20 protein-coding genes and 1 riboswitch are annotated in these 22,656 nt (G+C 63.1%); of the genes, 8 read left to right on the forward strand and 12 right to left on the reverse strand.

Features of this window, described 5'->3' with window-relative positions; translation table 11 throughout:
* Nucleotides 1-5 precede the first annotated feature (5 nt).
* The 3 genes from V2B31_RS05100 to V2B31_RS05110 all read left to right on the forward strand — a co-directional run bounded on the left by V2B31_RS05100 (nt 6) and on the right by V2B31_RS05110 (nt 3,147).
* Nucleotides 6-2,066: a S9 family peptidase gene (locus V2B31_RS05100; RefSeq protein WP_328276048.1), complete on the forward strand. Its 2,061-nt coding sequence runs from the start codon at nt 6-8 to the stop codon at nt 2,064-2,066.
* On the forward strand, nt 2,066-2,467 hold the full coding sequence (locus V2B31_RS05105; RefSeq protein WP_328276106.1) for an acyl-CoA thioesterase: 402 nt from the start codon (nt 2,066-2,068) through the stop codon (nt 2,465-2,467). The genes V2B31_RS05100 and V2B31_RS05105 overlap by 1 nt, the downstream gene beginning before the upstream one ends.
* A gap of 62 nt (nt 2,468-2,529) precedes the next feature.
* Nucleotides 2,530-3,147: a hypothetical protein gene (locus tag V2B31_RS05110; protein WP_328276050.1), complete on the forward strand. Its 618-nt coding sequence runs from the start codon at nt 2,530-2,532 to the stop codon at nt 3,145-3,147.
* 19 nt (nt 3,148-3,166) lie between these two features.
* On the opposite strand, the gene V2B31_RS05115 is transcribed toward V2B31_RS05110, so the two are convergent.
* From V2B31_RS05115 to V2B31_RS05130, 4 genes are all read right to left on the reverse strand, one after another.
* Nucleotides 3,167-5,014 carry an ABCB family ABC transporter ATP-binding protein/permease gene (locus V2B31_RS05115; RefSeq protein ID WP_328276052.1) on the reverse strand — a complete coding sequence of 616 codons (1,848 nt, stop codon included), beginning with the start codon at nt 5,012-5,014 and terminating at the stop codon, nt 3,167-3,169.
* 159 nt (nt 5,015-5,173) lie between these two features.
* Nucleotides 5,174-5,485 (reverse strand): helix-turn-helix domain-containing protein, encoded by a 312-nt coding sequence (locus V2B31_RS05120; protein WP_328276054.1) that lies wholly within the window; start codon nt 5,483-5,485, stop codon nt 5,174-5,176.
* Nucleotides 5,486-5,513: 28 nt separating this feature from the next.
* Nucleotides 5,514-5,918 (reverse strand): type II toxin-antitoxin system death-on-curing family toxin, encoded by a 405-nt coding sequence (locus V2B31_RS05125; RefSeq protein WP_328276056.1) that lies wholly within the window; start codon nt 5,916-5,918, stop codon nt 5,514-5,516.
* On the reverse strand, nt 5,919-6,146 hold the full coding sequence (locus V2B31_RS05130; RefSeq protein WP_328276057.1) for an AbrB/MazE/SpoVT family DNA-binding domain-containing protein: 228 nt from the start codon (nt 6,144-6,146) through the stop codon (nt 5,919-5,921). It lies immediately after the preceding gene.
* A gap of 75 nt (nt 6,147-6,221) precedes the next feature.
* Here V2B31_RS05130 and V2B31_RS05135 point away from each other — a divergent pair, with 75 nt between their 5' ends.
* From V2B31_RS05135 to V2B31_RS05145, 3 genes are all read left to right on the forward strand, one after another.
* Nucleotides 6,222-6,476, forward strand: a complete 255-nt coding sequence (locus V2B31_RS05135) for a type II toxin-antitoxin system Phd/YefM family antitoxin (protein ID WP_328276058.1) — start codon at nt 6,222-6,224, stop codon at nt 6,474-6,476.
* The gene (locus V2B31_RS05140; RefSeq protein WP_328276060.1) at nt 6,473-6,739 is read left to right on the forward strand and encodes a Txe/YoeB family addiction module toxin; all 267 of its coding nucleotides are present in this window, start codon (nt 6,473-6,475) and stop codon (nt 6,737-6,739) included. The genes V2B31_RS05135 and V2B31_RS05140 overlap by 4 nt, the downstream gene beginning before the upstream one ends.
* A gap of 907 nt (nt 6,740-7,646) precedes the next feature.
* Nucleotides 7,647-8,015 (forward strand): hypothetical protein, encoded by a 369-nt coding sequence (locus V2B31_RS05145; RefSeq protein WP_328276062.1) that lies wholly within the window; start codon nt 7,647-7,649, stop codon nt 8,013-8,015.
* A 21-nt stretch (nt 8,016-8,036) separates the two neighbouring features.
* Here the strand turns inward: V2B31_RS05145 and thiC are convergent, their stop codons facing one another.
* Nucleotides 8,037-9,932: a phosphomethylpyrimidine synthase ThiC gene (thiC, locus tag V2B31_RS05150; protein ID WP_328276064.1), complete on the reverse strand. Its 1,896-nt coding sequence runs from the start codon at nt 9,930-9,932 to the stop codon at nt 8,037-8,039.
* A 37-nt stretch (nt 9,933-9,969) separates the two neighbouring features.
* A riboswitch (TPP riboswitch) is annotated at nt 9,970-10,097 on the reverse strand.
* 26 nt (nt 10,098-10,123) lie between these two features.
* A complete protein-coding gene (locus V2B31_RS05155; protein WP_328276066.1) occupies nt 10,124-11,752 on the reverse strand; it encodes a DUF4261 domain-containing protein in 1,629 nt (542 codons plus the stop codon).
* Between the two features lie 232 nt (nt 11,753-11,984).
* Here V2B31_RS05155 and V2B31_RS05160 point away from each other — a divergent pair, with 232 nt between their 5' ends.
* Entirely contained in the window at nt 11,985-12,272 is a 288-nt protein-coding gene (locus V2B31_RS05160; protein ID WP_328276068.1) for a hypothetical protein, read from the forward strand.
* A 17-nt stretch (nt 12,273-12,289) separates the two neighbouring features.
* Complete coding sequence (locus V2B31_RS05165; RefSeq protein WP_328276070.1) at nt 12,290-14,386, forward strand: prolyl oligopeptidase family serine peptidase; 2,097 nt, start codon at nt 12,290-12,292, stop codon at nt 14,384-14,386.
* A gap of 867 nt (nt 14,387-15,253) precedes the next feature.
* Here the strand turns inward: V2B31_RS05165 and V2B31_RS05170 are convergent.
* The 6 genes from V2B31_RS05170 to V2B31_RS05195 all read right to left on the reverse strand — a co-directional run bounded on the left by V2B31_RS05170 (nt 15,254) and on the right by V2B31_RS05195 (nt 22,557).
* Complete coding sequence (locus V2B31_RS05170; protein ID WP_230588527.1) at nt 15,254-15,709, reverse strand: lytic transglycosylase domain-containing protein; 456 nt, start codon at nt 15,707-15,709, stop codon at nt 15,254-15,256.
* A 68-nt stretch (nt 15,710-15,777) separates the two neighbouring features.
* Complete coding sequence (locus tag V2B31_RS05175) at nt 15,778-16,365, reverse strand: restriction endonuclease (RefSeq protein WP_328276073.1); 588 nt, start codon at nt 16,363-16,365, stop codon at nt 15,778-15,780.
* Between the two features lie 11 nt (nt 16,366-16,376).
* Entirely contained in the window at nt 16,377-19,331 is a 2,955-nt protein-coding gene (gene mobF, locus V2B31_RS05180) for a MobF family relaxase (protein WP_328276075.1), read from the reverse strand.
* The gene (locus V2B31_RS05185; RefSeq protein WP_328276077.1) at nt 19,328-21,421 is read right to left on the reverse strand and encodes a type IV secretion system DNA-binding domain-containing protein; all 2,094 of its coding nucleotides are present in this window, start codon (nt 21,419-21,421) and stop codon (nt 19,328-19,330) included. The genes mobF and V2B31_RS05185 overlap by 4 nt, the downstream gene beginning before the upstream one ends.
* A complete protein-coding gene (locus V2B31_RS05190) occupies nt 21,418-21,756 on the reverse strand; it encodes a CopG family transcriptional regulator (protein ID WP_328276079.1) in 339 nt (112 codons plus the stop codon). The genes V2B31_RS05185 and V2B31_RS05190 overlap by 4 nt, the downstream gene beginning before the upstream one ends.
* Nucleotides 21,757-22,107: 351 nt before the next feature.
* On the reverse strand, nt 22,108-22,557 hold the full coding sequence (locus V2B31_RS05195; RefSeq protein ID WP_052076585.1) for an IS110 family transposase: 450 nt from the start codon (nt 22,555-22,557) through the stop codon (nt 22,108-22,110).
* Between the last annotated feature and the right edge of the window lie 99 nt (nt 22,558-22,656).

The raw sequence follows: 22,656 nt of genomic DNA on the forward strand, positions 1-22,656 counted from the left end.
AGTGAATGACCGATCAAAGCCTGCCCCCCGTTGCCGAGCGCCGCCCGCATAGTTTCACGCGCCACGGCGTCACGATCGAAGACCCGTGGGCGTGGCTGCGCGACCCTGGCTATCCCGAGGTCAAGGACAAGGACATACTCGCCTATCTGGAGGCGGAGAATCGCTGGTTCGAGCGGGCGATGGAACCACGCAAGCCGCTGATCGACGCGCTGTTCCAGGAGATGAAGGGCCGCATCAAGGAGGATGACAGCTCGGTCCCGCAGAAGGATGGCGACTATATCTACTGGCGCGCGTTCGAGAAGGGCGCGCAATATCGCAAATGGTATCGCAAGCCCGCAAGCGGCGGGCCGGACCAGCTCATCCTGGACGAGCCGGCGCTGGCGGAAGGGCGTGACTATTTCCGCCTGGGCGCGATGTCGGTCAGCCCCGACGGGCGCTACCTCGCCTATGCGATCGACACCGACGGGTCGGAGCGGTTCGAGGCGCGGATCAAGGATCTGTTTTCGGGCGAGATACTGCCCGAGGTGATCCCCGATACGCTCTCCTCGCTGGTATGGACGTCAAACAGCAAGGGGCTGCTCTACGGCCTCGCCAACGACAATTGGCGGACGGACAATGCGCGGCTGCACTGGCTGGGGCAGGATGTGGCGAGCGACGTCGAGCTGTTCCACGAGGATGACGAGGGGTTCCGCGTCTCGATCGGCCTCACGTCCTCGGAGAAATGGATCGTCATCGCGACCGGCGACCATGTGACGAGCGAGGCGTGGCTGGTGCCGGCCGATGATCCCACCGCGACGCCCTTGCTCGTATCGGCGCGGCAGGCGGGGCGCGAATATGATGTCGATGAGCATGAGGGCACGCTCTACATCCGCACCAACGACGCCCATCCCAATTTCCGGCTGGTGAAGGCGTCGCTCGACACGCCGGGGGAGTGGCAGGAAGTGATCGCGCCGGACGCGCATTTCTACCTGACCGATTTCACCCTGTTCAAGCGCTTCTACGTCACCGAAGGGCGGCAGGACGGGCTCGACCAGATCGAACTGCGCGATTATGCGACGCACGCGGCCAAGCGCATCCCGTTCCCGGAAGCGAGCTATTCGGCGAGTCTTGACGACAATCCCGAATATGACGTGACGAAACTCCGCATCGGCTATGAGTCGATGGTCACGCCCGATACGATCTACGACTATCATCTGGAGACCGGCGCGCTCGAAGTGCTGAAGGTCCAGGAGATACCCTCGGGCTATGACGCCAGCCTTTATGCGACCGAGCGGCTGATGATCCCGGCGCGGGACGGGACGCCGATTCCGGTGTCGATCGTCTATCCCAAGGACTTGCCGCGCGACGGGAGCGCACCGCTGCATCTCTATGGCTATGGCGCCTATGGCATCGCGATGGAGCCGGGCTTTTCGACCAGCCGGCTCTCGTTGCTCGACCGCGGCTTCGCCTTCGCGCTCGCGCACATCCGGGGCGGGGACGATCTTGGCCAGCAATGGTATCTGGACGGGAAACTCGACAAGCGAACCAATACGTTCACCGACTTTGTCGATGTGGCGAAGGGATTGATCGAGCGCGGCTATACGGCGAAGGGCCGGATCAGCATTTCGGGCGGATCGGCCGGCGGGGAATTGATGGGCGCGGTCGCCAACAGCGATCCCGACCTGTGGGGCGCGGTGGTGGCGCATGTGCCCTTCGTCGATGTGCTCAACACCATGCTCGACGAGAGCCTGCCGCTGACGCCGGGCGAATGGCCGGAATGGGGCAATCCCATCGAGGACGAAGCGGCGTTCCGCACCATCCTGTCCTACGACCCGTACAATAATGTGCGCGCGCAGGACTATCCGCCGCTGCTGGTGACGGCGGGCCTCAACGATCCGCGCGTCACTTACTGGGAGCCGGCCAAATGGGTGGCGCGTCTGCGCGCGACCAAGACGGATGGCAACATGCTGCTGCTCAAGACCAATATGGGCGCGGGCCATGGCGGCAAGTCGGGGCGGTTCGAGAGCCTGCATGAAACGGCGGAGGAATTCGCCTTCATCCTGTGGCAGCTGGGGCTGGCGAACTGATGGCGGCGAGCTTCACCAAGGATATCACCGCGCTCCCTGAGCATATCGACGAACTCGGCCATGTGAACAATGCGGTGTGGGTGCAGTGGATGGAGCAGGTGTCGGTCGAGCATTGGCGGCGCGACGCCGATCTGGCGCATGTCGACGCCTATATCTGGGTCGTGACGCGGCACGAGATCGACTATCGCGGCAATGTGACCGAAGGCGAGACGGTGACGGCGCGGACCTGGATCCCCGAGCCGCCGCGTGGCGCGCGATTCGACCGGCTGATCGAATTTACGGGACCCGACGGCAAGGTGAAGGTCGCGGCGCGATCGACCTGGGCGATGATCGACAAGCAAAGCGGGCGGCTGATGCGGGTTCCGGCAGATGTCGCCGCTCCTTTCCTGAACCTCAGATAAAGGAACCCTAAGACAAAGGCGCACGTTTCTCCGGCCGTCATCACCAATGACAGGAGAGAAACATGAAGAATATCTTCGGGTCCACCATGGGCGGCCTGCTCGCCGCCTCCGCTCTTGCCCTGACCGTCACGCCGGCTTTTGCGGGCGACGAGGAACGCGCGCTCGCCGCCATCGCCCAAGCGCAGGGCAAGCTGGATGCGGCGAGCCGGATCAACGCCTCGCCCGAACTCATCGCCCGCGCCCAGGCGTCGCTGCGGCTCGCCAAGGAGCAGTATCAGAGCGGCAAGGAACAGAAGGCGATCGCCTCCGCGCTCGACGCGCAGCAGGCGGCCGACACCGCCATCGGTGAGAGCAAGCAGAGCGCCGACATGAGCGCGCAGGTGCAGACCGAGGCCACCTTGAGCGCGCAGCAGCAGGCTGACGCCGCCAATGCCCGCGCCGCCGCTGCCGAACAGGCTGCCGCTTCGGCCGCCGCCGATGCCGCCGCCGCCCGGAACGCCGCCGCTGTGGCCGCCGCCCGCCCCGCCACCACCACGGTGACGACCGAGACGGTCAAGACGGCGGCCGCTACGCCGCGCCGCACCGCCGCGCCCCGCAAGATCGTCCGCAAGACGACCACGGCTGCGCCGCGCACCGCCGTCGCCGAGCAGACCACCACGACGGTCACGACGCAGAACTGATCCCGTCCGACGCCCTCCTTCAGGAGGGCGTCGCGACCTCGAATATATCCTCAACGCCCCTCTCGCTGCGCATGTCGGCCCGCTCGGCCGCCTGCCGCGCCCACATCATGGCATAAAGCCCATCCCCCTGAACCAGGTCGGCATGGCGCCCGCGCTCCGCGATGCGGCCCTGATCCAGCACGATGATTTCATCCGCATCCACCACGGTCGACAGCCGATGCGCGACCACCAATGTCGTGCGCTGGCGGCTGATGTCGCGCAGCACCGTCTGGATTTCGGTTTCGGTGCGGCTGTCGAGGGCGCTGGTCGCTTCGTCCAGCACCAGCACCGGCGGGTCTTTGAGCAGAGTCCGCGCGATGGCGACGCGCTGCTTTTCGCCGCCCGACAGTTTCAGGCCGCGCTCGCCGACGCGGGTGTCATAGCCTTGCGGCAGGCTCATGATGAAGTCGTGGATTTGCGCCGCACGCGCCGCCGCCTCGATCTCCGCCTGGCTCGCGCCCTGCCGGCCATAGGCGATATTGTAGCCGACCGTGTCGTTGAACAGCACCATGTCCTGCGGCACGATGCCGATCGCGGCCCGCAGCGATGCCTGGGTCACGGCGGCAATATCCTGCCCGTCGATCGTCACTCGCCCACCCTGAATGTCGTAGAAGCGGAAGAGGATGCGGGCGATGGTGGATTTGCCCGCGCCCGATGGCCCTACGATCGCCAGCGTCCTGCCCGACGGCACAGTGAAGCTGACGCCGTGGAGGATTTCGCGCTCCGGGTCATAGCCGAAATGCACATCCTCGAACCGCACTTCGCCGCCCGCCACCGTCAGCGTCGGCGCGCCGGGCGCGTCGGCGATCTCCGCCTGGGTGTCGATCAGCTTGTACATCGCCTCCATGTCGATCAGCCCTTGTCGGATGGTGCGATAGACCATGCCGAGCAGGTCGAGCGGGCGGAAAAGCTGGCTGAGCAGCGTGTTCACCAGCACGACATCGCCGGTCGAGAATTGCCCCCGGCTCCAGCCCCAGACGGTATAGGCCATGGCGCCCGCCATCATGAGGTTGGTGATGAGCGACTGGCCGATGTTGAGCCAGGCGAGGCTGTTCTCGCTCTTCACCGCCGCGCGCGCATAGCGGCGCATGGCGTCGGCGTAGCGATCCGCCTCGCGCTGTTCCGCGCCGAAATATTTGACCGTCTCGAAATTGAGCAGGCTGTCGACGGCGTGCGCGACCGCGTTGGTGTCCATGTCCACCATGTCGCGGCGCAGTTGGTTGCGCCATTCGGTGACGGTCCGCGTGAACCAGATGTAGAGCGCGACCATCGCCAGCGTGGCGACGACGATCTCCACCCCGAACTTGACGAGGAAGATGGCGCAGACCGCCGCCAGCTCCAGCACCGTGGGGGCGATGTTGAAGAGCAGGAAATAGAGCATCGTGTCGATGCTTTTCGTGCCGCGCTCGACGATCTTCGTGACCGCGCCGGTGCGCCGGTCGAGATGGAAGCGCAGCGAGAGGCGATGAAGGTGGACGAACACATCGTCGGAGAGGCGACGGCCGGCCTCCTGCCCGACCTTCTCGAAAACCGCGTTGCGGAGATTGTCGAACAGGACGCCGCCGAAGCGCGCGCCGGCATAAGCGACGACCAGCGCCATGGCGAGACCCGCGGCGGGTTCGAGGCCCGGCGCCATCCGGTCCACCGCCGCCTTGTAGGCGAAGGGCATGAGCAAAGTCACCGCCTTCGCCAGCAGGACGCAGCTCATGGCAAGCACCACGCGGCGGCGTAAGGCGGGCGCATCCGCCGGCCAGAGATAGGGCAGGAAGCGGCGGAGCGTCTGCCAGATGGGCGGCAGCGGCGTGGCGTCGGGTGTCGAAGGCGGCATGGGTTCCATGTAGGGATTTGTCGGGTTTGTTACAGCAGGCTTTTGGGGTAGGGATCGGCCCGTGCGAAGTTCACACCGTGGCGCACGCTTTTCGATGCGAAGCGCTCGCTTCGCGCTCGCGACGCGCCTGTCACGCGCCACGGACGCGTCCCCGACGCCTCACCCAAGCGCCCCCTCTCCGGCGCAGCGATCGACGATGGCGGCGGCCATCGCCTGAAGCGCGAGCGGATGAGCGCAATAATGATCGTACATCGCCAGCGCTTCATCCCAATTGGCGTCGAACTGCGTATCGGCGAGGCGGCGGCGCAGCCGGTGTGCGCTGGACGGCGACATGCCGACCGCGCGCGCGGCATGGCGCACGCTGCCGCTCTGCATCAGCGCAGCGAGAAAGCGGGCCTGGAGGGCGGGCGTCCAGTGGCCGCGTTTGGCGGGCCGGGGACGGGGCGGATTGGGGTGGGGGTTCTGGTCCATTTACGAGGGTGGACCAGAGATTTTCCTATTAGGAAAGAGGGTCGGTGAGATGCTGGCGGAACCAGTCGGCCAGTTCCTCTTCGGAGAGGGTGCCGGCGGCAAAATCCAGCATCGTGCGCGTGGCGTCGGCGGGGTCGAAGCCGATGGCGACCTGGTTCAGCTTCAGGAACAGGCGCGCGAGAACCCAGCCAGTGCGCTTGTTGCCGTCCACGAAAGGATGGTTGCGAACCACGCCGAACCCATAGGCAGCGGCGAGCGCGCAAGGATCGTCCTCGCCATAATTCCAGCGATTGATGGGGCGGGCCAGCGCGGATTCCAGCATGGCAAGATCGCGCACGCCCTCGCCGCCGCCATGTTCGGCAAGCTGGCGATCATGGATGGCGAGCGCGACCTTCCGGTCGATCCAGATCGGCTCCTGCCGGTCTTCGCTCATCTACTTGGCAAGGACGCGCAATATGTCGCGATCTTCGCGCATGATCTCCTCGGCCAGCGCCATCTTCGTCTCGAAGTCGGGATCGCCAGCGGTCAGGCGCACGCCTTCCGGCGTTTCGGTGGCATAAAGCGTGTCGCCCAAGCCGACGCGAAGTTGCGCCAGCAGCTCCTTGGGCAGGATGACGCCGGCGCTGTTGCCGATCCTGGTGATTTTGAGAGGCATGTTCATACGTGGGTTATAACATGGCGGCTACCTCGGATCAACCATCTTGTAATTTCGTACGGAATTTGGTACAAGTTCCTCATGCAGACCGTCAGCGTATCCGAAACCCGCTCCAATCTGAAAGCTGTGCTCGACCGTGTAGTGGCCGACAAGGCGCCGATCCAGATCGTGCGGCCCAAGGGCGAAGGCGTGGTGATGATCGCGGAAAGCGAGTGGGCCGGGATGCAGGAGACGCTGCACCTGCTGGCCTCGCCCGCGAACGCCAGGCATTTGCTGGAGGGCATTGCGGAGTTGGATGCCGGACTTGGCGAGGAGCATGAGCTGATCGCGCCGTGAAGATCGTCTTTGGGGCTGAGAGCTGGCGCGACTATGTGGCGTGGCAGGCGGAAGACCCCAAGGTGCTGGAACGGATCAACGCGCTGATCGGCGAATGCCTGCGCGATCCGTTTCGCGGCCTGGGCAAGCCCGAACCCTTGCGGCAGAATCTGACCGGCTGGTGGTCACGCCGCATCACCGGCGAGCATCGGCTGGTCTATCGGGTGAGTGGATCGGGCGACACGCAGGCGCTGGAAGTGCTGAGTTGTCGGTATCATTATTGAGGGCATCCGAATGGAAACCACCAATCTAGCTTCAACGTGCATGAACGCTTGGCGGTTCTATGACCTCTCAACCTGCAAGCCATTGGGGTGGGACGCCGCAACTTGGATCGCGGTTCTTACCGCTTTAGCTTCCTTAGCTTCCTTACTCATATACTGCGGAAGGAAATTGTATCGACGATGGCGTGGAGTTCGGTCCAGCTCATATGTCGGCGGTAACTTCAGGCGTAGCCGCTTTCGCAATCTATGCCGATCAATTAAGCCGATTATGGATGATAACTATAGGATGTTCTCCAAATTCGGCCCTAACAGCGGCAGTAGTGAAGGCCTTCCAAAGATCGTTAGGCATGACTTAGGGATATGGTATCAGGTTCGCAATAAAATTTCTGAAAACAATAAGAAAATAGAATATCTTATAAAGGAAAACATGACCGCAATACCATTCGAGTTTCGACCGGCCTTCATCCAATGGCTCGATCATATAGATGCATTCAATGCCCATATAATCGACGACAAAGCCGACTACAGCCGGAATCAGTTTCCCCGAGATATATCCGCGATCATTTCCCGTCATGCTTAAGTCTGAAATTGTAGAAATATGGTTGAGGAATTATTTCGGCAGCCATTCACTTCCAGTTGTGAAATGTCTGATGTTTGGGTCGATATTACACTCTGAAAATCCGAATGATATTGATATCATCATAGTATTCAATGAGTGGGATATTCGAGATTTTATGAGTCAAATAAAAAAATCATTCAAGATAAAATTTAAATTCACTTTAAACGTACAGATATTTCACATTTCTCAAGACGAAATTATAAACTTGTTCCTCAAGCGCGCAGCACCAACGCGTGAGATTTTATGACGAAAGATCTATATTATACAATACCACAGTATTTTATCGCGAGAATGTTAGAGCATAATTCAGTCATATCTATAGAGGATGTCAGTACGGACGAGTACTTCTTATATCTTGTCCGCCGATCTAAATATGGACATGCGTTGGTATGGCTTTCAGATGCATACTTGTTTACTGACATGGACTACATCAATCGTCCGGCGCAGCTTAAGTGCGGCGACTACATCGTTATTGCCAAACCAGAAGGGGGCGGCGGAGCTTCAACAGAACTTATCCAATCTGCAGCTATCGGAGTTGGCAAACTCGCTGATTTTATGGGCGCACTAAACAAGCGCGACATGTGGACCTATGTCGCGCCGAGCTGGGAAGAGCGGCAAGAGCGGAAAAAGCGCTTCGAGGCCAAGCGGCGCCAATCATAGCCGCTTCTCCACGTAGACCGTTCAGTCCCGCCCCCTATCTCCCGCACCCATATACAGTTCGCTGCCCGTTTCCTTGAACAGCCGGCTCATCTCCTCCATTCCCTTGAGCGCCGCCGCGCGGCTGGCCTCCGCGACTTCCGCGCCGGTGAGGCCGGCTTCCAGGAAGCCGTCCGCCGGCTGGTTCTTCTTCGCGGCGAAGTCCCTCACCTCTTGCGTGATCTTCATCGAGCAGAACTTCGGGCCGCACATCGAGCAGAAATGGGCGGTTTTCGCGCCTTCGGCCGGGAGCGTCTGGTCGTGATATTGCTCGGCGGTGTCGGGGTCCAGCGACAGGTTGAACTGGTCGCGCCAGCGGAATTCGAACCTTGCGCGGCTCAGCGCATCGTCGCGGACCTTGGCGGCGGGGTGGCCTTTCGCGAGGTCCGCGGCGTGGGCGGCGAGCTTGTAAGTGACGACGCCAACCTTCACGTCATCGCGGTCGGGCAGGCCCAGATGCTCTTTGGGCGTGACGTAGCAGAGCATCGCCGTGCCGTACCAGCCGATCTGCGCCGCGCCGATCGCGCTGGTGATATGGTCGTATCCGGGCGCGATGTCGGTGGTGAGCGGCCCGAGCGTATAGAAGGGCGCTTCGCCGCAGACTTCGAGCTGCTTGTCCATATTCTCCTTGATCTTGTGCATGGGCACATGGCCCGGCCCTTCGATCATCACCTGCACATCCTGCTTCCAGGCGCGGTGGGTCAGTTCGCCCAGCGTATAGAGTTCGGAGAATTGCGCTTCGTCATTGGCGTCGGCGATCGAGCCGGGACGGAGGCCGTCGCCAAGAGAGTAGGCGATGTCATACGCCTTCATGATCTCGCTGATCTCGTCGAAATGCTCGTAGAGGAAGGATTCCTTGTGATGGGCGAGGCACCATTTCGCCATGATCGATCCGCCGCGCGACACGATGCCGGTGACGCGCTTGGCCGCCATCGGGATGTAGGCCAGGCGCACGCCCGCATGGATCGTGAAATAGTCGACGCCCTGCTCCGCCTGCTCGATCAGCGTATCGCGGAAAATGTCCCAGGTGAGATCCTCGGCGATGCCGCCCACCTTTTCGAGCGCCTGATAGATGGGGACGGTGCCGATCGGGACGGGCGAATTGCGCAGGATCCATTCGCGCGTGTCGTGGATGTTGCGGCCGGTGGAGAGGTCCATCACCGTGTCCGCGCCCCAACGGATCGACCAGACCAGCTTGTCGACTTCGGAGGCTACGTCGGAAGCGACGGCCGAATTGCCGATATTGGCGTTGATCTTGACCAGGAAATTGCGGCCGATCGCCATCGGCTCGGATTCCGGGTGGTTGATGTTGGACGGGATGATGGCGCGGCCGCGTGCGACTTCGTCGCGGACGAATTCGGGCGTCACATAGTCGGGGATGGACGCGCCGAAGCTCTGGCCGTCGCGGACATATTCGGCGAGGCGGGCACGGCCGAGATTCTCGCGCTCCGCGACATATTCCATCTCGGGCGTGATGATACCGCGACGGGCATAGTGCATCTGGCTGACGTTGCCGCCCGCCCTGGCGCGCAGCGGGCGCTTGACGACGTTAGGAAAGGGCTGCACGCCGCCGGTGCGATCCGGTCCCTTGAGGCCGTTATCCTCGGGCTTCACGGCGCGGGCGTCATAGGCTTCCACATCGCCGCGGCCGATGATCCAGTCGCGGCGCAGGGCGGGGAGGCCGGCCATGATGTCGATGCGGGCGTTGGGATCGGTATAGGGGCCGGACGTGTCATAGACGCGGACCGGCGGCTCGCCGCTGGAGGGTTCGAGGTCGATCTCCCGCATCGCGACCTTCAAGGGGCCGACATGGATTTTGCGCGATCCCCGGATCGGGCCTGTAGTGACGCGCATTTCGGTGCGTGCGGGGACATCTGCCATGATAACTCTCCTTCGGGCGGAAAGAGAGTGCGGGCGGTGTCACGGCGCGCTCCCTCCCTACGCCGGTGTCAGCCGGATCAGGTTCAGCGGGTCGCGGCCCCGCCCCTTGTTCAAGGAAGCCAGCCGCCTCTCAACCGTCTGTGGACGGTCCCCCGGGGATGGCAGCGGGTGTAGCGCAAGCGGCGGGAGAGTTAAAGCCCCTTGCGCCCGAAGCCGCCGGGCGCGCGACGGCCGAACCCCTGAGACGGCGCCGGCGCGCGGGGCGCGGGGAGCGGATCGGCGCGCGGCGGCGGCGCATCGGCGCGCGGCGGCGCGGCCGGCGCGGCGGGCAGGTCAGCGCGGGGCGCGGCGGGCGCGCCGCCCAGCCCGTCAAATTCTAGCAGCATCGCCGGCACGCTGCCCTCACCGCGATCCGCGCGGCTCTCCCCCAGGAAGCAGCGAGTCGATCGGTCGGCGGCGTGATCGCCGATCGTGTCGCCATGGGCGATAACCGGACCGTTGATGAGGAGATAGCGCAGCACGCCGTTCAGCCGCTCGGCCACCTGCTCCAGCGTGCCCGGCGCGTTCCACAGCTCGACCTCGAACCCGGTGAAGGGCAGCATCCCGCCGGTCGAGATGGAGATGGCGTCCGCCTCGATCGAATGGAAGGCAGCCCAGGTCCAGAGCGTGATCGGCACCTCGTCGCTGCCGAGAATCCCGATCTGGCTATGGACGCGCGCCGCCGGCATGACCGTAGCGACACCCGCGTTGAAGAGGCCGACAAAGCCCGCGCGCTTGGACGCGAGGCCGATCAGCAGCGTCGCGATCTTCGCGGTCTGGCGCACGTCGACGAAGGGCGCGGCGCGGGTGTCGAGATCGATGCGGATCGCATGATGGATGCGGTGGGTGGCGATGAGGCGCTTGTCGTCTTCGGTAAGGCCATGGCTGCGCGCCTGCGCCTGGGCGAGCAGATAGGCGGGGAGCGGCGCGGCTTCGGTATCGAGCCGGATGGTCGCCCCGCGCCCGGCGATCACGCCATGGCGGATGCCGGTCTCTTCCACCCGCCAGTCGCCGCCGGGGTCGATCGCGTCCATCCCTTCGCGCACCAGCGCCCAATCGAGGATCAGCGGCTGGGTGGCGAGCAGCACCATCGTCGGCAGCCGATCGGGCTGCGGCTTTTCATGCGCGAAGGCGGGCGGGCGGCTGAGGCCCATGCCGTCGGCGATCTCGCCCATGCCGCGTTCGTGCAGGATGCGCGCCATGGTCTCGTCCATGCTGCCGAGCGAGAGCGCCTGTTCCTGGCTGAGCCCGGCATAGCGGCGCCCGGCCGGCGGGGCGGCGGCGGGTGCGGGCGCGGTGACGCGCGCGCCGGCAAAGCTGCTGGCGGGGCGGCCGAACTGGACGATCTTGTCGAAGGCCTCGCCCGCGAGCAGCGCTTTGGCCGCGCGAACCATGTCCTCCTGCGACAGCCAGCCGCCGCCCGGCTCAAGCTGGCAGAGCGCGCCATCGTCCGGCACCATCACGACCGAGGCGATCAGCAGCAGCATACGGTGCGCGATCGCGTCGCTTTCCGTGGTCGGGCGGCGAATGTCGAGATGCCAGCTGTGGAGCGGCGCGTCGCTGGACAGCGCTTCGTTCCGCGCGAACAGTTCGCAAAAGACGACGCTGGCCCCGGTGCGCCCCGCGATCAGCTGCGCGCCATGCCATTGCCCCATGGTTTTGGCGCCGCCGTCATCCTCCTCGCCGATCTGCCATTTGTAGAGCGGCAGCTGCGCGCCCAGCACCTGACGCAGCGGCGCGATCGGGAAAGGAACGGGCTGAGTGAAGGTGATGATCGCCACGAAAGACGCGCCTGAATTGCCGATGTCGCCGGGACAATGGCACGGGGGAGCTTAAGATCGGGTTTAGGCTGGACAATTTGCTTTGCGCGGCACGGGGCATCCGGTTCGCGTCGAGACGCAAGGAACGAGGACTTTTGCACGCTGCGCCGCTTGGGCACGCACGAGCGGCCGGGCCAATTCCTGCCGTTTGGCGCGGCTTGTGATCTGCGCGGCGGCGTCCTAGCTTTGCGTCATGCACCGCCCCCCGCCAGACCTCACCACCCGCGCCGGGCGCAAGGCATTCCGGCATGAGATGCGGATGGTCGCGGTGCGGCCCCGGCGGTGGGGGTTGTGGCTGCTGACCGCCGGCTTCCTGGCTCTGCTCGCGCCGTCGGCCTTCGGCGTCCACACCCTGTTCGGCTGGTCGCCGAGCCTGATCGGGATCGTCCTGATGCTCGTAGCGTTACCCTTGCTGATCGTGGGCGCGTCGCGGCGCCGGCGCTATCGTCAGGGGCGGCTGGGACGCGCGCAGGGGGAATGAAAGACATGAAGAAAAGGATGATAGGCTTGGTTTCCGCTGCCCTGCTGACCGGCGCCAATGCGCCATCCGCCACCCCGCCCGCCCCCGCCGACGATCCGTTCGTCTGGCTGGAGGACTGGACCGGGCCGCGCGCAATGCAATGGGTAGAGGCAGAGAATAAAGCGACGCTGGCCGCCTTCCAGAATGATCCGCGCTATGCCGGCTATTACGCCCAAGCGCTCGCGATCGCATCGGCCAAGGACCGGATCGCCATGCCGATGCTGATCCACGGGCGGGTCTATAATGTCTGGCGCGACGCCGATCATCCGCAAGGCATCTGGCGCTGGACCACCGAAGCCGATTACGCGACCGATGCGCCCAAATGGACCACGGTGCTGGACCTCGATGCGCTGTCCAAGGCGGAGGGCAGGAAATGGGTGTGGAAAGGCGCGACCATCCTCGATCCCGAGGAACGGCTGGCGCTCATCAACCTGTCGGACGGGGGCGAGGACGCGGTGACGCTGCGCGAGTTCGACCTGGAGACCGGGCAGTTCGTGAAAGGCGGCTTCGACGTGCCGACCTCCAAGCAAAATGAGGCATGGCTGGACGGCGATACGCTGCTGCTCGCGCGCGACTGGGGGGAGGGCTCGATGACGAAATCGGGCTATCCCTTCGTCGTCAAGACAGTGAAGCGCGGCCAGCCTTTGTCGGCGGCGACGGAAATCTATCGGGGCGCGGCCAGCGACCAGGTCGGCGTCTATCCGTCGGTCTATTCGGACGGAGACGGCAATCGCGCCGCCTTCCTCTATCGCGGCGTTACCTTCTTCACCAACGAGACCTTTCTGGTGACGTCGCAGGGGGTGAAGAAGCTGCCGCTGCCGGCCAAGAGCACGATCAAGGGCATGGTGGCGGGCCAGCTGCTGATCCAGACCAGCCAGGCATGGGACAGCGGCGGCGTGACGGTGCCGAGCGGCGCGCTGGCGGCGGTGCCCTTGAAAGCGCTGCAAGCGGGCGAGACGCTGACGCCCCAGATATTGTTCGCGCCGACGCCGCGCCAGTCGATCGAGGAGGTCAGCGCGACCAAAGGCCATGTCATCCTGTCCTACAATGACAATGTGCGCGGCCGGGTGGCGGTGCTGACGCCGGGCGCGCAGGGATGGACGAGCACGCCCGTCGCCCTGCCCGACAATGCGACGATCGGCATCGCCACCACCAGCGAGAAGAGCGACCGCGCCTATCTCTCGGTCGCCGGTTTCCTGGCGCCGACGACGCTCTGGGCGCTGGACGCGGCGGCTCCCAGGCCGGTTCAGGTAAAGGCGATGCCGGCGCGCTTCGACGCGAGCGGCCTGGTGGTCGAGCAATATGAGGCGACCTCCACCGACGGCACGAAAATCCCCTATTTCATCGTCCATCGGAAGGACATGAAGCAGGACGGCTCCACGCCAACGATCATGACCGCCTATGGCGGGTTCGAGATTTCGATGACGCCAAGCTATGCCGCGATCACCGGCAAACTGTGGCTGGAGCGGGGCAACAGCTTCGTGCTCGCCAACATCCGAGGCGGCGGCGAATTCGGTCCGGCCTGGCATGAGGCGGGGCTGAAGACGAAGCGCCAGATCATCTATGACGATTTCGCGGCGGTGGCGCAGGATATTTTCGCGCGCAAACTCTCCTCGCCGCGCCGGTTCGGCATCTATGGCGGCTCCAATGGCGGGCTGCTGATGGGCGTGGAGTTCAACCAGCATCCCGATCTCTGGAACGCGGTGACGATCCAGGTGCCGCTGCTCGACATGATCCGCTACGAACAGATCGCGGCCGGCGCGTCCTGGGTGGACGAATATGGCAGCGTGTCCGTGCCTGAGGAAAAGGCATTTCTGGAGAGGATTTCGCCTTATTCGAATATCCGCAGGGGCGTGAAATACCCGACACCCTATATCTGGACGACGACGAAAGATGACCGGGTGGGGCCGCAACATGCGCGCAAATTCGCCGCGCGGCTGAAGGATTATGGCATTCCCTATCATTTCTACGAGGACACGGCCGGCGGCCATTCGGGCGACGCCGACATCGAACAGGGCGCGCGGTTGCAGGCGATGCAGATGGTCTATTTCAGCCAGCGGCTGGAGGGGGAGTGAGTGGCGCGGGTTGAAGCGAACTTGGCGCATGCTGTTCCCCGGCGCAGGCCGGGGTCCAGTTGGGAGCGAGCGACTGGCCCCGGCGTACGGCCTCGTAAAGCAGGCTGCGCGTTCCAATCATTGCCAATTGCGCACGAAAAGCCCGCCATGGGGCGGGCTGGGTTGGAATTCATACTGGGTCCCCGCTTTCGCGGGGATAACATAAATCTTAGCGCTCGCTTACGCTCGCTGAGATTTATGTTGGTTGCGGGAGGGCGATCTAACCGAGACCGACAATCCAAGGAGAAATCTGGTTTGTCGGTATCGGTGGTTGCGGGGGAGGGATTAAACCGGGACCGATACTCGAGTTCGTCTCCAATGTCGGCAGCGGTGTTTGCGGGGAACTACAACTGCCGACGTCGCCATTCTCTAGAAGTCGCAATCTGAATAAATTGTAGAAGTCCGCTTAACCGTCCTTGTTTGTGCCTCGCAACCGGAGTGGGCCATGGCGCTAGGGTGAACGGCTGGAGGATGCCGGCGCTGCTGCCTTTAAATATGCGGGGCACAGCGTTCAAAATTCGATCCGCTTTGCAACGCGACATCGATCACTAGAGCGCAGCCCTTCACGATTAAGGTCCTGTACAGCGGCAAGGGGCTGGCCAACGCCGACGTGAGGTTGTTCCAGGAAGCCGGGTTCTATGATGGAAAGAAAGTGGCGGCCGACCTCCACACCAATGCGTCGGGCAAGTTCACCGTTTACCTCGCCGGATGCCGGTCGCTATCTTCTGCTCGTGCGCCACCGCGACATGGCACCCTCGGGCGCCGCAGCCCACTACTACAGCTATTCCTTCACGCTCGCAGCGATGTAGCTGGCCAATGTTTCCAGCGTTAATTATGTGTCCGCATCGGCTCGTGAAAGACGCTCTCGCCAAAGCGAATTTTCATCCGACGTGCGACCGAACCTGAATATCTGCGCTGCCGCCAAGTAGTCGGACTGTGATAAAGGCCAATTGCCGCCCAGTAATCTTTCGCCGCTCGTAGGCCGGAGAGAAAGATCCATCGCGCAGCTTCGGCGTTGAAGCAGGGATCGAAGCGCAGCCAATGTCGTACCTGCAATTCGGAGTGCCCGACTTGCGCGGCGATGCGCGGCACCCACCAGCTGTTGATCTGCAAGGGGCCAAGATCATGCGAGCCATTGCTATTGCGGACTTCAGCTCCGATCCAGCCTGCTTCCTGGTCTCGCAGGCCCCAAAGCGTCTTCTCCAGCCACGCATGACCCATCGACGCGTGACGGATGCAGGTAGCTATACGCTGTTCCTCCTGCACTTTTTCGGGCGCGGCCATGGCCCGTTCCGGCGATGCTGCCAGCAAGGCAGTGACTGCCCATGTCGTGCTCGAGAGAAGGCGCCACATCACCGTGCCCGCCACGGCGTGGCTCGATGAGATTTCGCGGGAAGCACGGCACGGCCTGGTACTTCAGCCACTGCTATCGGGCCGCCTGTCACCAGGGCAAGCAGCCTCCGCCCGGATAGGATCTCGACGTGGCTGCTGTTACCGATGGATTCTCGGCTCTGCGGCCCTGTTCGGCCGGTATGGATGAAAAGGCCGCGACAGTTGCTGGCCCGGCACAGCGCATTGAAGGCGCTGACATGTTCGGGCCGGATGGCCGTTGCATAGCGCTTGGCCTGGATGAGCCACAGAGCGCCGTCGATCATCACCTTTCCATCAATGCCGCCATCGCCAGTGTAGCGATGGTTTCTGATGACCCTGAAACCACGACGCTCCAAACTTTCGAGCAGCAATTCCTCAAAGGCGAGCGGATCCATGCTTCTTAGCCGGGCGTAGAGGAGCTGGGGCGGTTGCAGGCGATCACGGCGGCGCAGTTGCTGCACCATGACCCTTGCCTGCCTGCGACGCCAGCGATGCCGCAAGGGCACGTGAAAGCGGTGCAGGACAAGGGCCAGGAGCATCAACGCGACAGCGAGCAGGATGAGGAGCATGGGACGAGCCTCTATCGTTCGGGACCGTGGGAGGGTTCGGGTTGAGGTGCGGGGGATGGCGACTGCCGTTCAGCATGCGTCGCCGGGGGCTCGATCCGGGTGCGAGCACGATCGAGAATACCCTCGAGAAACCGGTAGAGGACCTGCGCGACGCTTCGGGCGCCTTCCGCGATATACTCTGCTGTCCCTTGCGGTCCGCGATCCCGGCGAGACAATTGCCTTTCAAGGGCGCGATCTCCACGCGACGCCCGGTCCTTTTCCTGTTCGGCCTTCAGCGTTGCCAGGCGCGCGCGCTGCCGGTTCGTGAACGGGCCGACGCGGTCCTGGTCCATGCGTCCAAGGCCCTCGGTGGAGGAGGTCTTCTCACCCGACTGTCGCTCCAGCTTGGCGACAAGTTCCTTGACGTTGTTCGTCCAGAGCCTGACGCCGTACTTGGCGCGCGTAATGGCAGTGTAGAAGTTCTGGGCACTAACCAGCGGCGAGTCCACGGGCGCCAGCAGGAAGACCCGCGGATAGGTCTTCGACTGGGAGGAATATACCGTCTCGGCATAGCCATGGTCCCAGGTCTTGTGCTCTGTCAGGTTGACCTGCTGTACACGGCCGTCCCGGTCCCATCGTATGGTGGCGAGGTCGCCGTCCAGCTTTTCGACCGTGCCGCGCTCGGCGTTGCGCAGATCGAGATCGCGATTGACCAGTCGCCACTGGATACGATCCCCCTCGGCCAGATCACGCTCTTCGGGGTTGAAGACATTGATGTGCCGGGCCCGTGTCGTCTGCGGATCCCAGCGGATGATGCGACCCTGTTCATCGACAAGGCGCACGACCTGCCGGCCGTTGGGCTCCCGTCCGAGCCCTACGACGCGATAGTCCGTGTGCCGGGCAACGCCGAGACCAGCGATGTCGCGGTCGAAGCGCACCACCTGCCCTGCTCCGTAGAAGCGGCCCATATGTTTTTCGATATCGGTGAAGCCTGCCGGGGCAAGGATCGAGAGCCTGCTGTCTTCGGCTGCCAACCCATTCTCGTTCCTGAGCGCTTCGCGGATCTTGCTGTTGACGATGAGGCGCGTGGCGTTGTCGAGCACGAGGATGTTGGTGCCCGCACGGGAGTCGGGCTTGAGCCTCACCCAGGCGTTGACCACCATCGCGGCCATGGCCTCATTGTCGGTGACGGTCGTCACGCTGTCGAGATTCTTGAGCGACTGCTCGAAATTGCCGGCCCTCGCCTGAGCGACCGCTTCTTTGATCGTACGGGTTTCCTGGCGAACCGCCTCGGTCAGTTCCACCACCGGCAATCCCAGCCGGCGCATCAGCCAGAAGGGCTTGCCTTGTTCGATGGCGCCGGTCTGCTTCTCGTCACCAAGGAACAGGAGCCTTGCTCCGGTTATCCGGCTGATCTCGAGCAGCCTTCTAGCCTGACGGTTGCCAAGCTGACCGGCCTCGTCGAGCACGAGCACATGGCGATCCGTTATGCCATGGCCGCCACGCGCTACAAAGCTGGCGACCGTGTGCGCCTCGATACTGGCCTTTTGCCCCAGTTCCGCAGCCGCCGATGATGTGGGCGCCAATGCTATCAGCGTCGTTCCTGGTTCCGCCGCTTCGCCCAATACCCGCACCAGTGTCGATTTGCCCGAACCGGCAACGCCGTGGATTCCGGTGACGCGATCCCGTGACATAGCGGTCTCGACCAGGGCCCGCTGCTGCTCCGCATTGAGTGTCGTCTTTTCCAGCACGGCCAAGAGCCGGTCGCCCGACGCGATCGGCCGGGCGTCGTCGAGGCCAAGTGCAATATGTTGGGTAAGCGCCAGTTCCAACCGCCATGACTTGCGGGTGGTGCGTCCATGCGTGAGTACCCTGTCGCCCGTTTGCTCGTGGGTCGGCAGCAGTTTTCGCATGAGTTCATGCATCGCGACCCGAGGACGCAGATCCTCCAGCCGCATTTCCCCGACATGGGCTGCGAGCCCCGTGCGCAGGATATCGCCGAGATTGTTGACGGCTTCGGCGGTTTCGAGTTGCCGCAGGCCGAAAAGGGCAGCGCGTGAAGCCGTGCGTTCGGTAGGGGGAGAATGTTGCCCCTCCCGTTCGCGTGCAACGGCAGCGATTTTACCAAGCGTGTCGAGTTGGTCGCCAGTCCGTTCATGCCATTGTACAGTATGTTCTTGCGCGCCGATCTTCACCTTGGCCTTGCGGGTGGCATAGAAGGAGGCGCGCTGGGCCTTTTGGCCGACCAGGCCATGTTCCCGGGCATGCTCCTCGATCGCCTCTGCGCGCTGCGAGAAGCGCTCGATGAGCTCCTTGGGCACGCCCCGTATCTCGAATAAGCCAGTGCGAGGATCGAACTCGACCTCATAACCAGCCTCGCGGAGGCTGAAGGCGAGCGCATTGCGATAGATCTGCCCGGCGACGCGCTGCTCACCATACATGACGCGACTTTCCAGGCTCGCCATCGGGTCGCCATCCTGGCGATTGGTCATGTTGAGAACGACCAGATGGGTATGGAGGTGCGGGTCGAGTTCCCGGCTGCCATGCTCGGTGAAGCGCGCGACGAGAATGCGCCCCGTGGTCTCATGAACGATCTTGCCTTCCTCGCGGCGGCGAAGTTGTGCCTGTTCCTCCAGATAGGTGATGGCAGCTGTGACAGCATGTTCATGCGCGGCGAGCACTCGCTCATCCCCTGCCACCAGCGCCATGATGGATACGGATTTCGGGGCATTGACGGCAAAGTCCCAGCCGGGATGATGCTGAATTTGCCCGTCAGTGCGGTGTCGCCCCAGTTGCTGATCGCCGACTTTGCCGGCAAGCAGGTCACGAAACTGCCTGGCGTCGACGGGACCGGAAAGGCCGAGGTCGGCAGCAAGTTTGCCACCCCATTCGGACGGCTCGTTGCCGCCCTTGGTATAATAGTCGCCAACCGTATAATATCGGGCGATATTGGCGGGCTTGCCGTGGAGACGTTGCGGCTGGATCATGCCGGTCGCGACGGTTCGCGCGGACCATCGTCCCGCTCATGTTGCACCAGGTCGGAGCGGATTTCGCCCTGCTTGCCCGCCAGGATCGTCCAGGCGAGCCGGGGCGGAACCGGAAGGTCAGCGTCCTCCTCGTTCAACAGGATGTCTTCAACCCGCTGCGCATCGACGTGCGGCTCAGGCGGCTGGAACAGGTCCCGTTGCTGCGGCGGAGATTGCGGCGGTTGTTCACCGCTCGGCGGCTCGTCTGGGGAACTGGCCGGCGGTTTCGCGGGCGGCGGCGGTGTTTGCGCCGCTTCCCGCTCGATCACCTCTCGGACGCGCGCTTCGGCGTGAGCGATCCGGACGAGCTTCTTCGCCTTATCGATCTGAATGGGGGGCTCCGTACGCTCGAGAAAGGCGGGGCCGAGTGAAGGAATTTCGTTGAAACGGCTGTCGAAGCGGACAACCGGCAGATTGCGGCCGAAGCGCAGAAATCCGACCAGGTTGGGCAGGTTGGTGACTTCGGTCGGCATCACCAGCGGCCGCGTCACCTGCATCCGCGAGAGGTTGACGCCATCACGCATGTCGTTGACGCCATAGGACATGCCCTCATTGGCCTCGACCTGCTCGACCTGACCCAGATTCTCCGACACATGTTTGGCCGTCGCGGTATCGTTGGCCCGTAACGCTACCCATGTGGAACAGTAGCCGGTGATGGCAGCGGCATCCTGAATGCCGTAAGTGGCTTCAAGCTGGGGATAGGACTGGAACCCCAATATGCCGCAGCCGCCATATTTGCGGGCCCGGGCAAGGAAGTCGGACAGTGACGGCAGCTTCTGGAGCGTCGGCAGCTCGTCGATCACGCAATAGAGGCGGCGATCGCGGTCGGGCGTGAGGCTCATGATCGCGCTGATCGCGATATCGAGCCAGACGGTGATCAGGGGCCGCAACGACGGCAACTGATCTGCCTTGACGGTGATGAAGAGCCAGCTCCCTTCCTGCCCCTTCTCCACCCAGTCGCGGATCGAAAAGCCATCTTCGGTATCGTCGAGATACCCGAAGCTGCGCATGACCGACGCGAGTTCCGCCTGAATGCCTGCCGACGTCCTTTCACCTTCGGTGCTGATAAAGGCTGCTGCATCCGTCCCGGACACGAAAGCGGCGAGATCCTTGAGTTTGGAGCGTAGCAGCCGGTCGAGCAGCACCGAGACATAGGTGTGCTTCTGCCGCGCGACCTTGCGCATGACCGCGACTAGGGTGCCTCGCGCGGCCTTGGCCCAGAATGGATCGCCATGCTTGTCGGGGATCGTCGACTCGGCGATCTGATCATAATGATAGTCGCGCGGCACATCGACCCAGGGCGACCAGCGCGCCGTGCGCTGGTCGAGCGGATTGAGCAGCATGTCCGTGCCTTGGCGATAGAATTTCTCGACGAAAGTACCCGCCGTGTCATAGACGATCGCTCGCCTTCCCGACTTGCGAATGCCATCGAGCATGCCGTTGATGAGGTTGGTCTTGCCTGTCCCCGGCGCCCCGCACAGAAGGATATGTTCGGGTTCGAAGGCTTCCGGGACCGGGACATTGCCTACGATCAACGGTCCCTTGCCTTGCCGCCAGAGTGCGCGCTTCACTTGCCTGATGGTACCGAAGCGGGCGCCGCGCAGATATTCGTTGGAGCCAAGGCCCCTGCCCGTCCGCGTGAAGTAGAACCAGGCCCATCCGAGCATGGCGAGGGTGAAGAGCCCGGATAGAAGAGCGCCGTGCAGAAGATAGATCTCGAACTGGTGCAGCGTCTTCTTTGCCAGGGTCGAAGCGGCCAACCAGTCCGCGGACGTCCAGTAGGATTGGCCTGTCGGCGTGCGAAACTGGACCGGATCGTTGGGGCCGCCCGCTGCGTCGACCTTGATCATCGCCTCCGCGAGCTTGACCAGCACGAAGCGCTCATATTCCGTCGATTTTTCGAAGGCATACCAAAGCGTGCCGATGATCCAGATGATCAACCCGGCCAGCATGGTCTGGTAGAAGACCTGAGTGGTCATGCGGACATTGTGGACGATCGCTTGCCCGCCCCGCGTCCACGATCCCAGCGTATCGTTCCGGAAAATGCTCATGGGCGATCCGCCTCCCCGAGGAGGCCGCGGTCCAGAAGTATGGATCGCGCCTGGGCCATGCCTTGTTCGAGGGCCTTCGGCGACTGCTGGCCCACGGAGGTCGCCAGGATCGAGAGTATCTGGATGGAGGTGGCGAGGATTTCATCTTGCGAGGAGAAGACGTAGCGCTTGCGCTCGTCGACCGCCTGTTCCAGCGCCTGACGGATAAATCCTGACAGAGAGAGGTTCGCGCCACGCGCGCGTCGCATCAATGTTGAGTGCAGCGACTCGTCGAGGCGAAAGTTAACCTTGGGCACGCGATAAATCTCCCAACGGGAAACCTTCGCAGATGTCATGAAGCCCTGATGATTTATCAAAACGTTCGCTCAGGCGCAACCGTCCCAGTATCCATTACTCATAATCATGTGGTTATTCGTTGATTAGGATGGGTCGTGTCCCGCGAGGTTCCCTAATCGCCACTGTCAACAGCTGATCTCTTATGCGGTTCGTCACGCGCGTGGTGGGCTCCAGGGTTCTCTCGGCGCGGTCGTCGCGCTGGACGCCGCATGTTAGCGTTCAAAGTAGGGTGAATCTAAGTGGTGTGCGCGGTCCGTGCCGCACTCGCGGGAACGATTTCACCCTCGCTAAGCGTCCCAGGAGGACGCGTTCTGTCGCGCTTGAGTTCAGCGTATTGTTTCGGATTTAGGTCAGGCCATAGCGGCCTCCCGGAAGGCCGTATTGGTACACCACATTGCGTGCAATGTTACCGCCAGCTTCCTGGCCAGCGCGACTTTCGCTTTGCGAGGCCCGGTTCGGCCGGCGATCGCCTGTGCCCACTCACGCAGGCGAGGGCCGCCAAGCTTTCGAGACAAGATCGCATTTGCCGCTTCGTACAGGCATTTCCGAGCGAACCTGTCACCGCTTTTCGAGATGCGCCCGTTCCGGCTGATTTCGCCAGATTCGTAGCGCCTTGGCGTCAGACCGAGATAAGCGCCCGCGCTGGAAGATCGGTTGAAGCGTTCGGCGTCGTCGAACGCTGCAGTTACCGCCATCGCGGTGATCGGTCCGACTCCCGGTGCTGTCATCAAAAGACGTACCGTACCATGCTGTTTGGCTACGGCCTGAATTTTGCCATCGAGAGCGGCAATGTCCTCCACGTTCGACTCCGGCCGAGCGCCGAAGCGGCAATGTCCTCCTACCGCAACGAAGCGGAGGTCGAGTGTGGCGATTACGTTAAGTGGTGTAGGAAGGTTTCC

Source organism: Sphingobium sp., assembly GCF_036170395.1.
Taxonomy (GTDB): Bacteria; Pseudomonadota; Alphaproteobacteria; order Sphingomonadales; family Sphingomonadaceae; genus Sphingobium.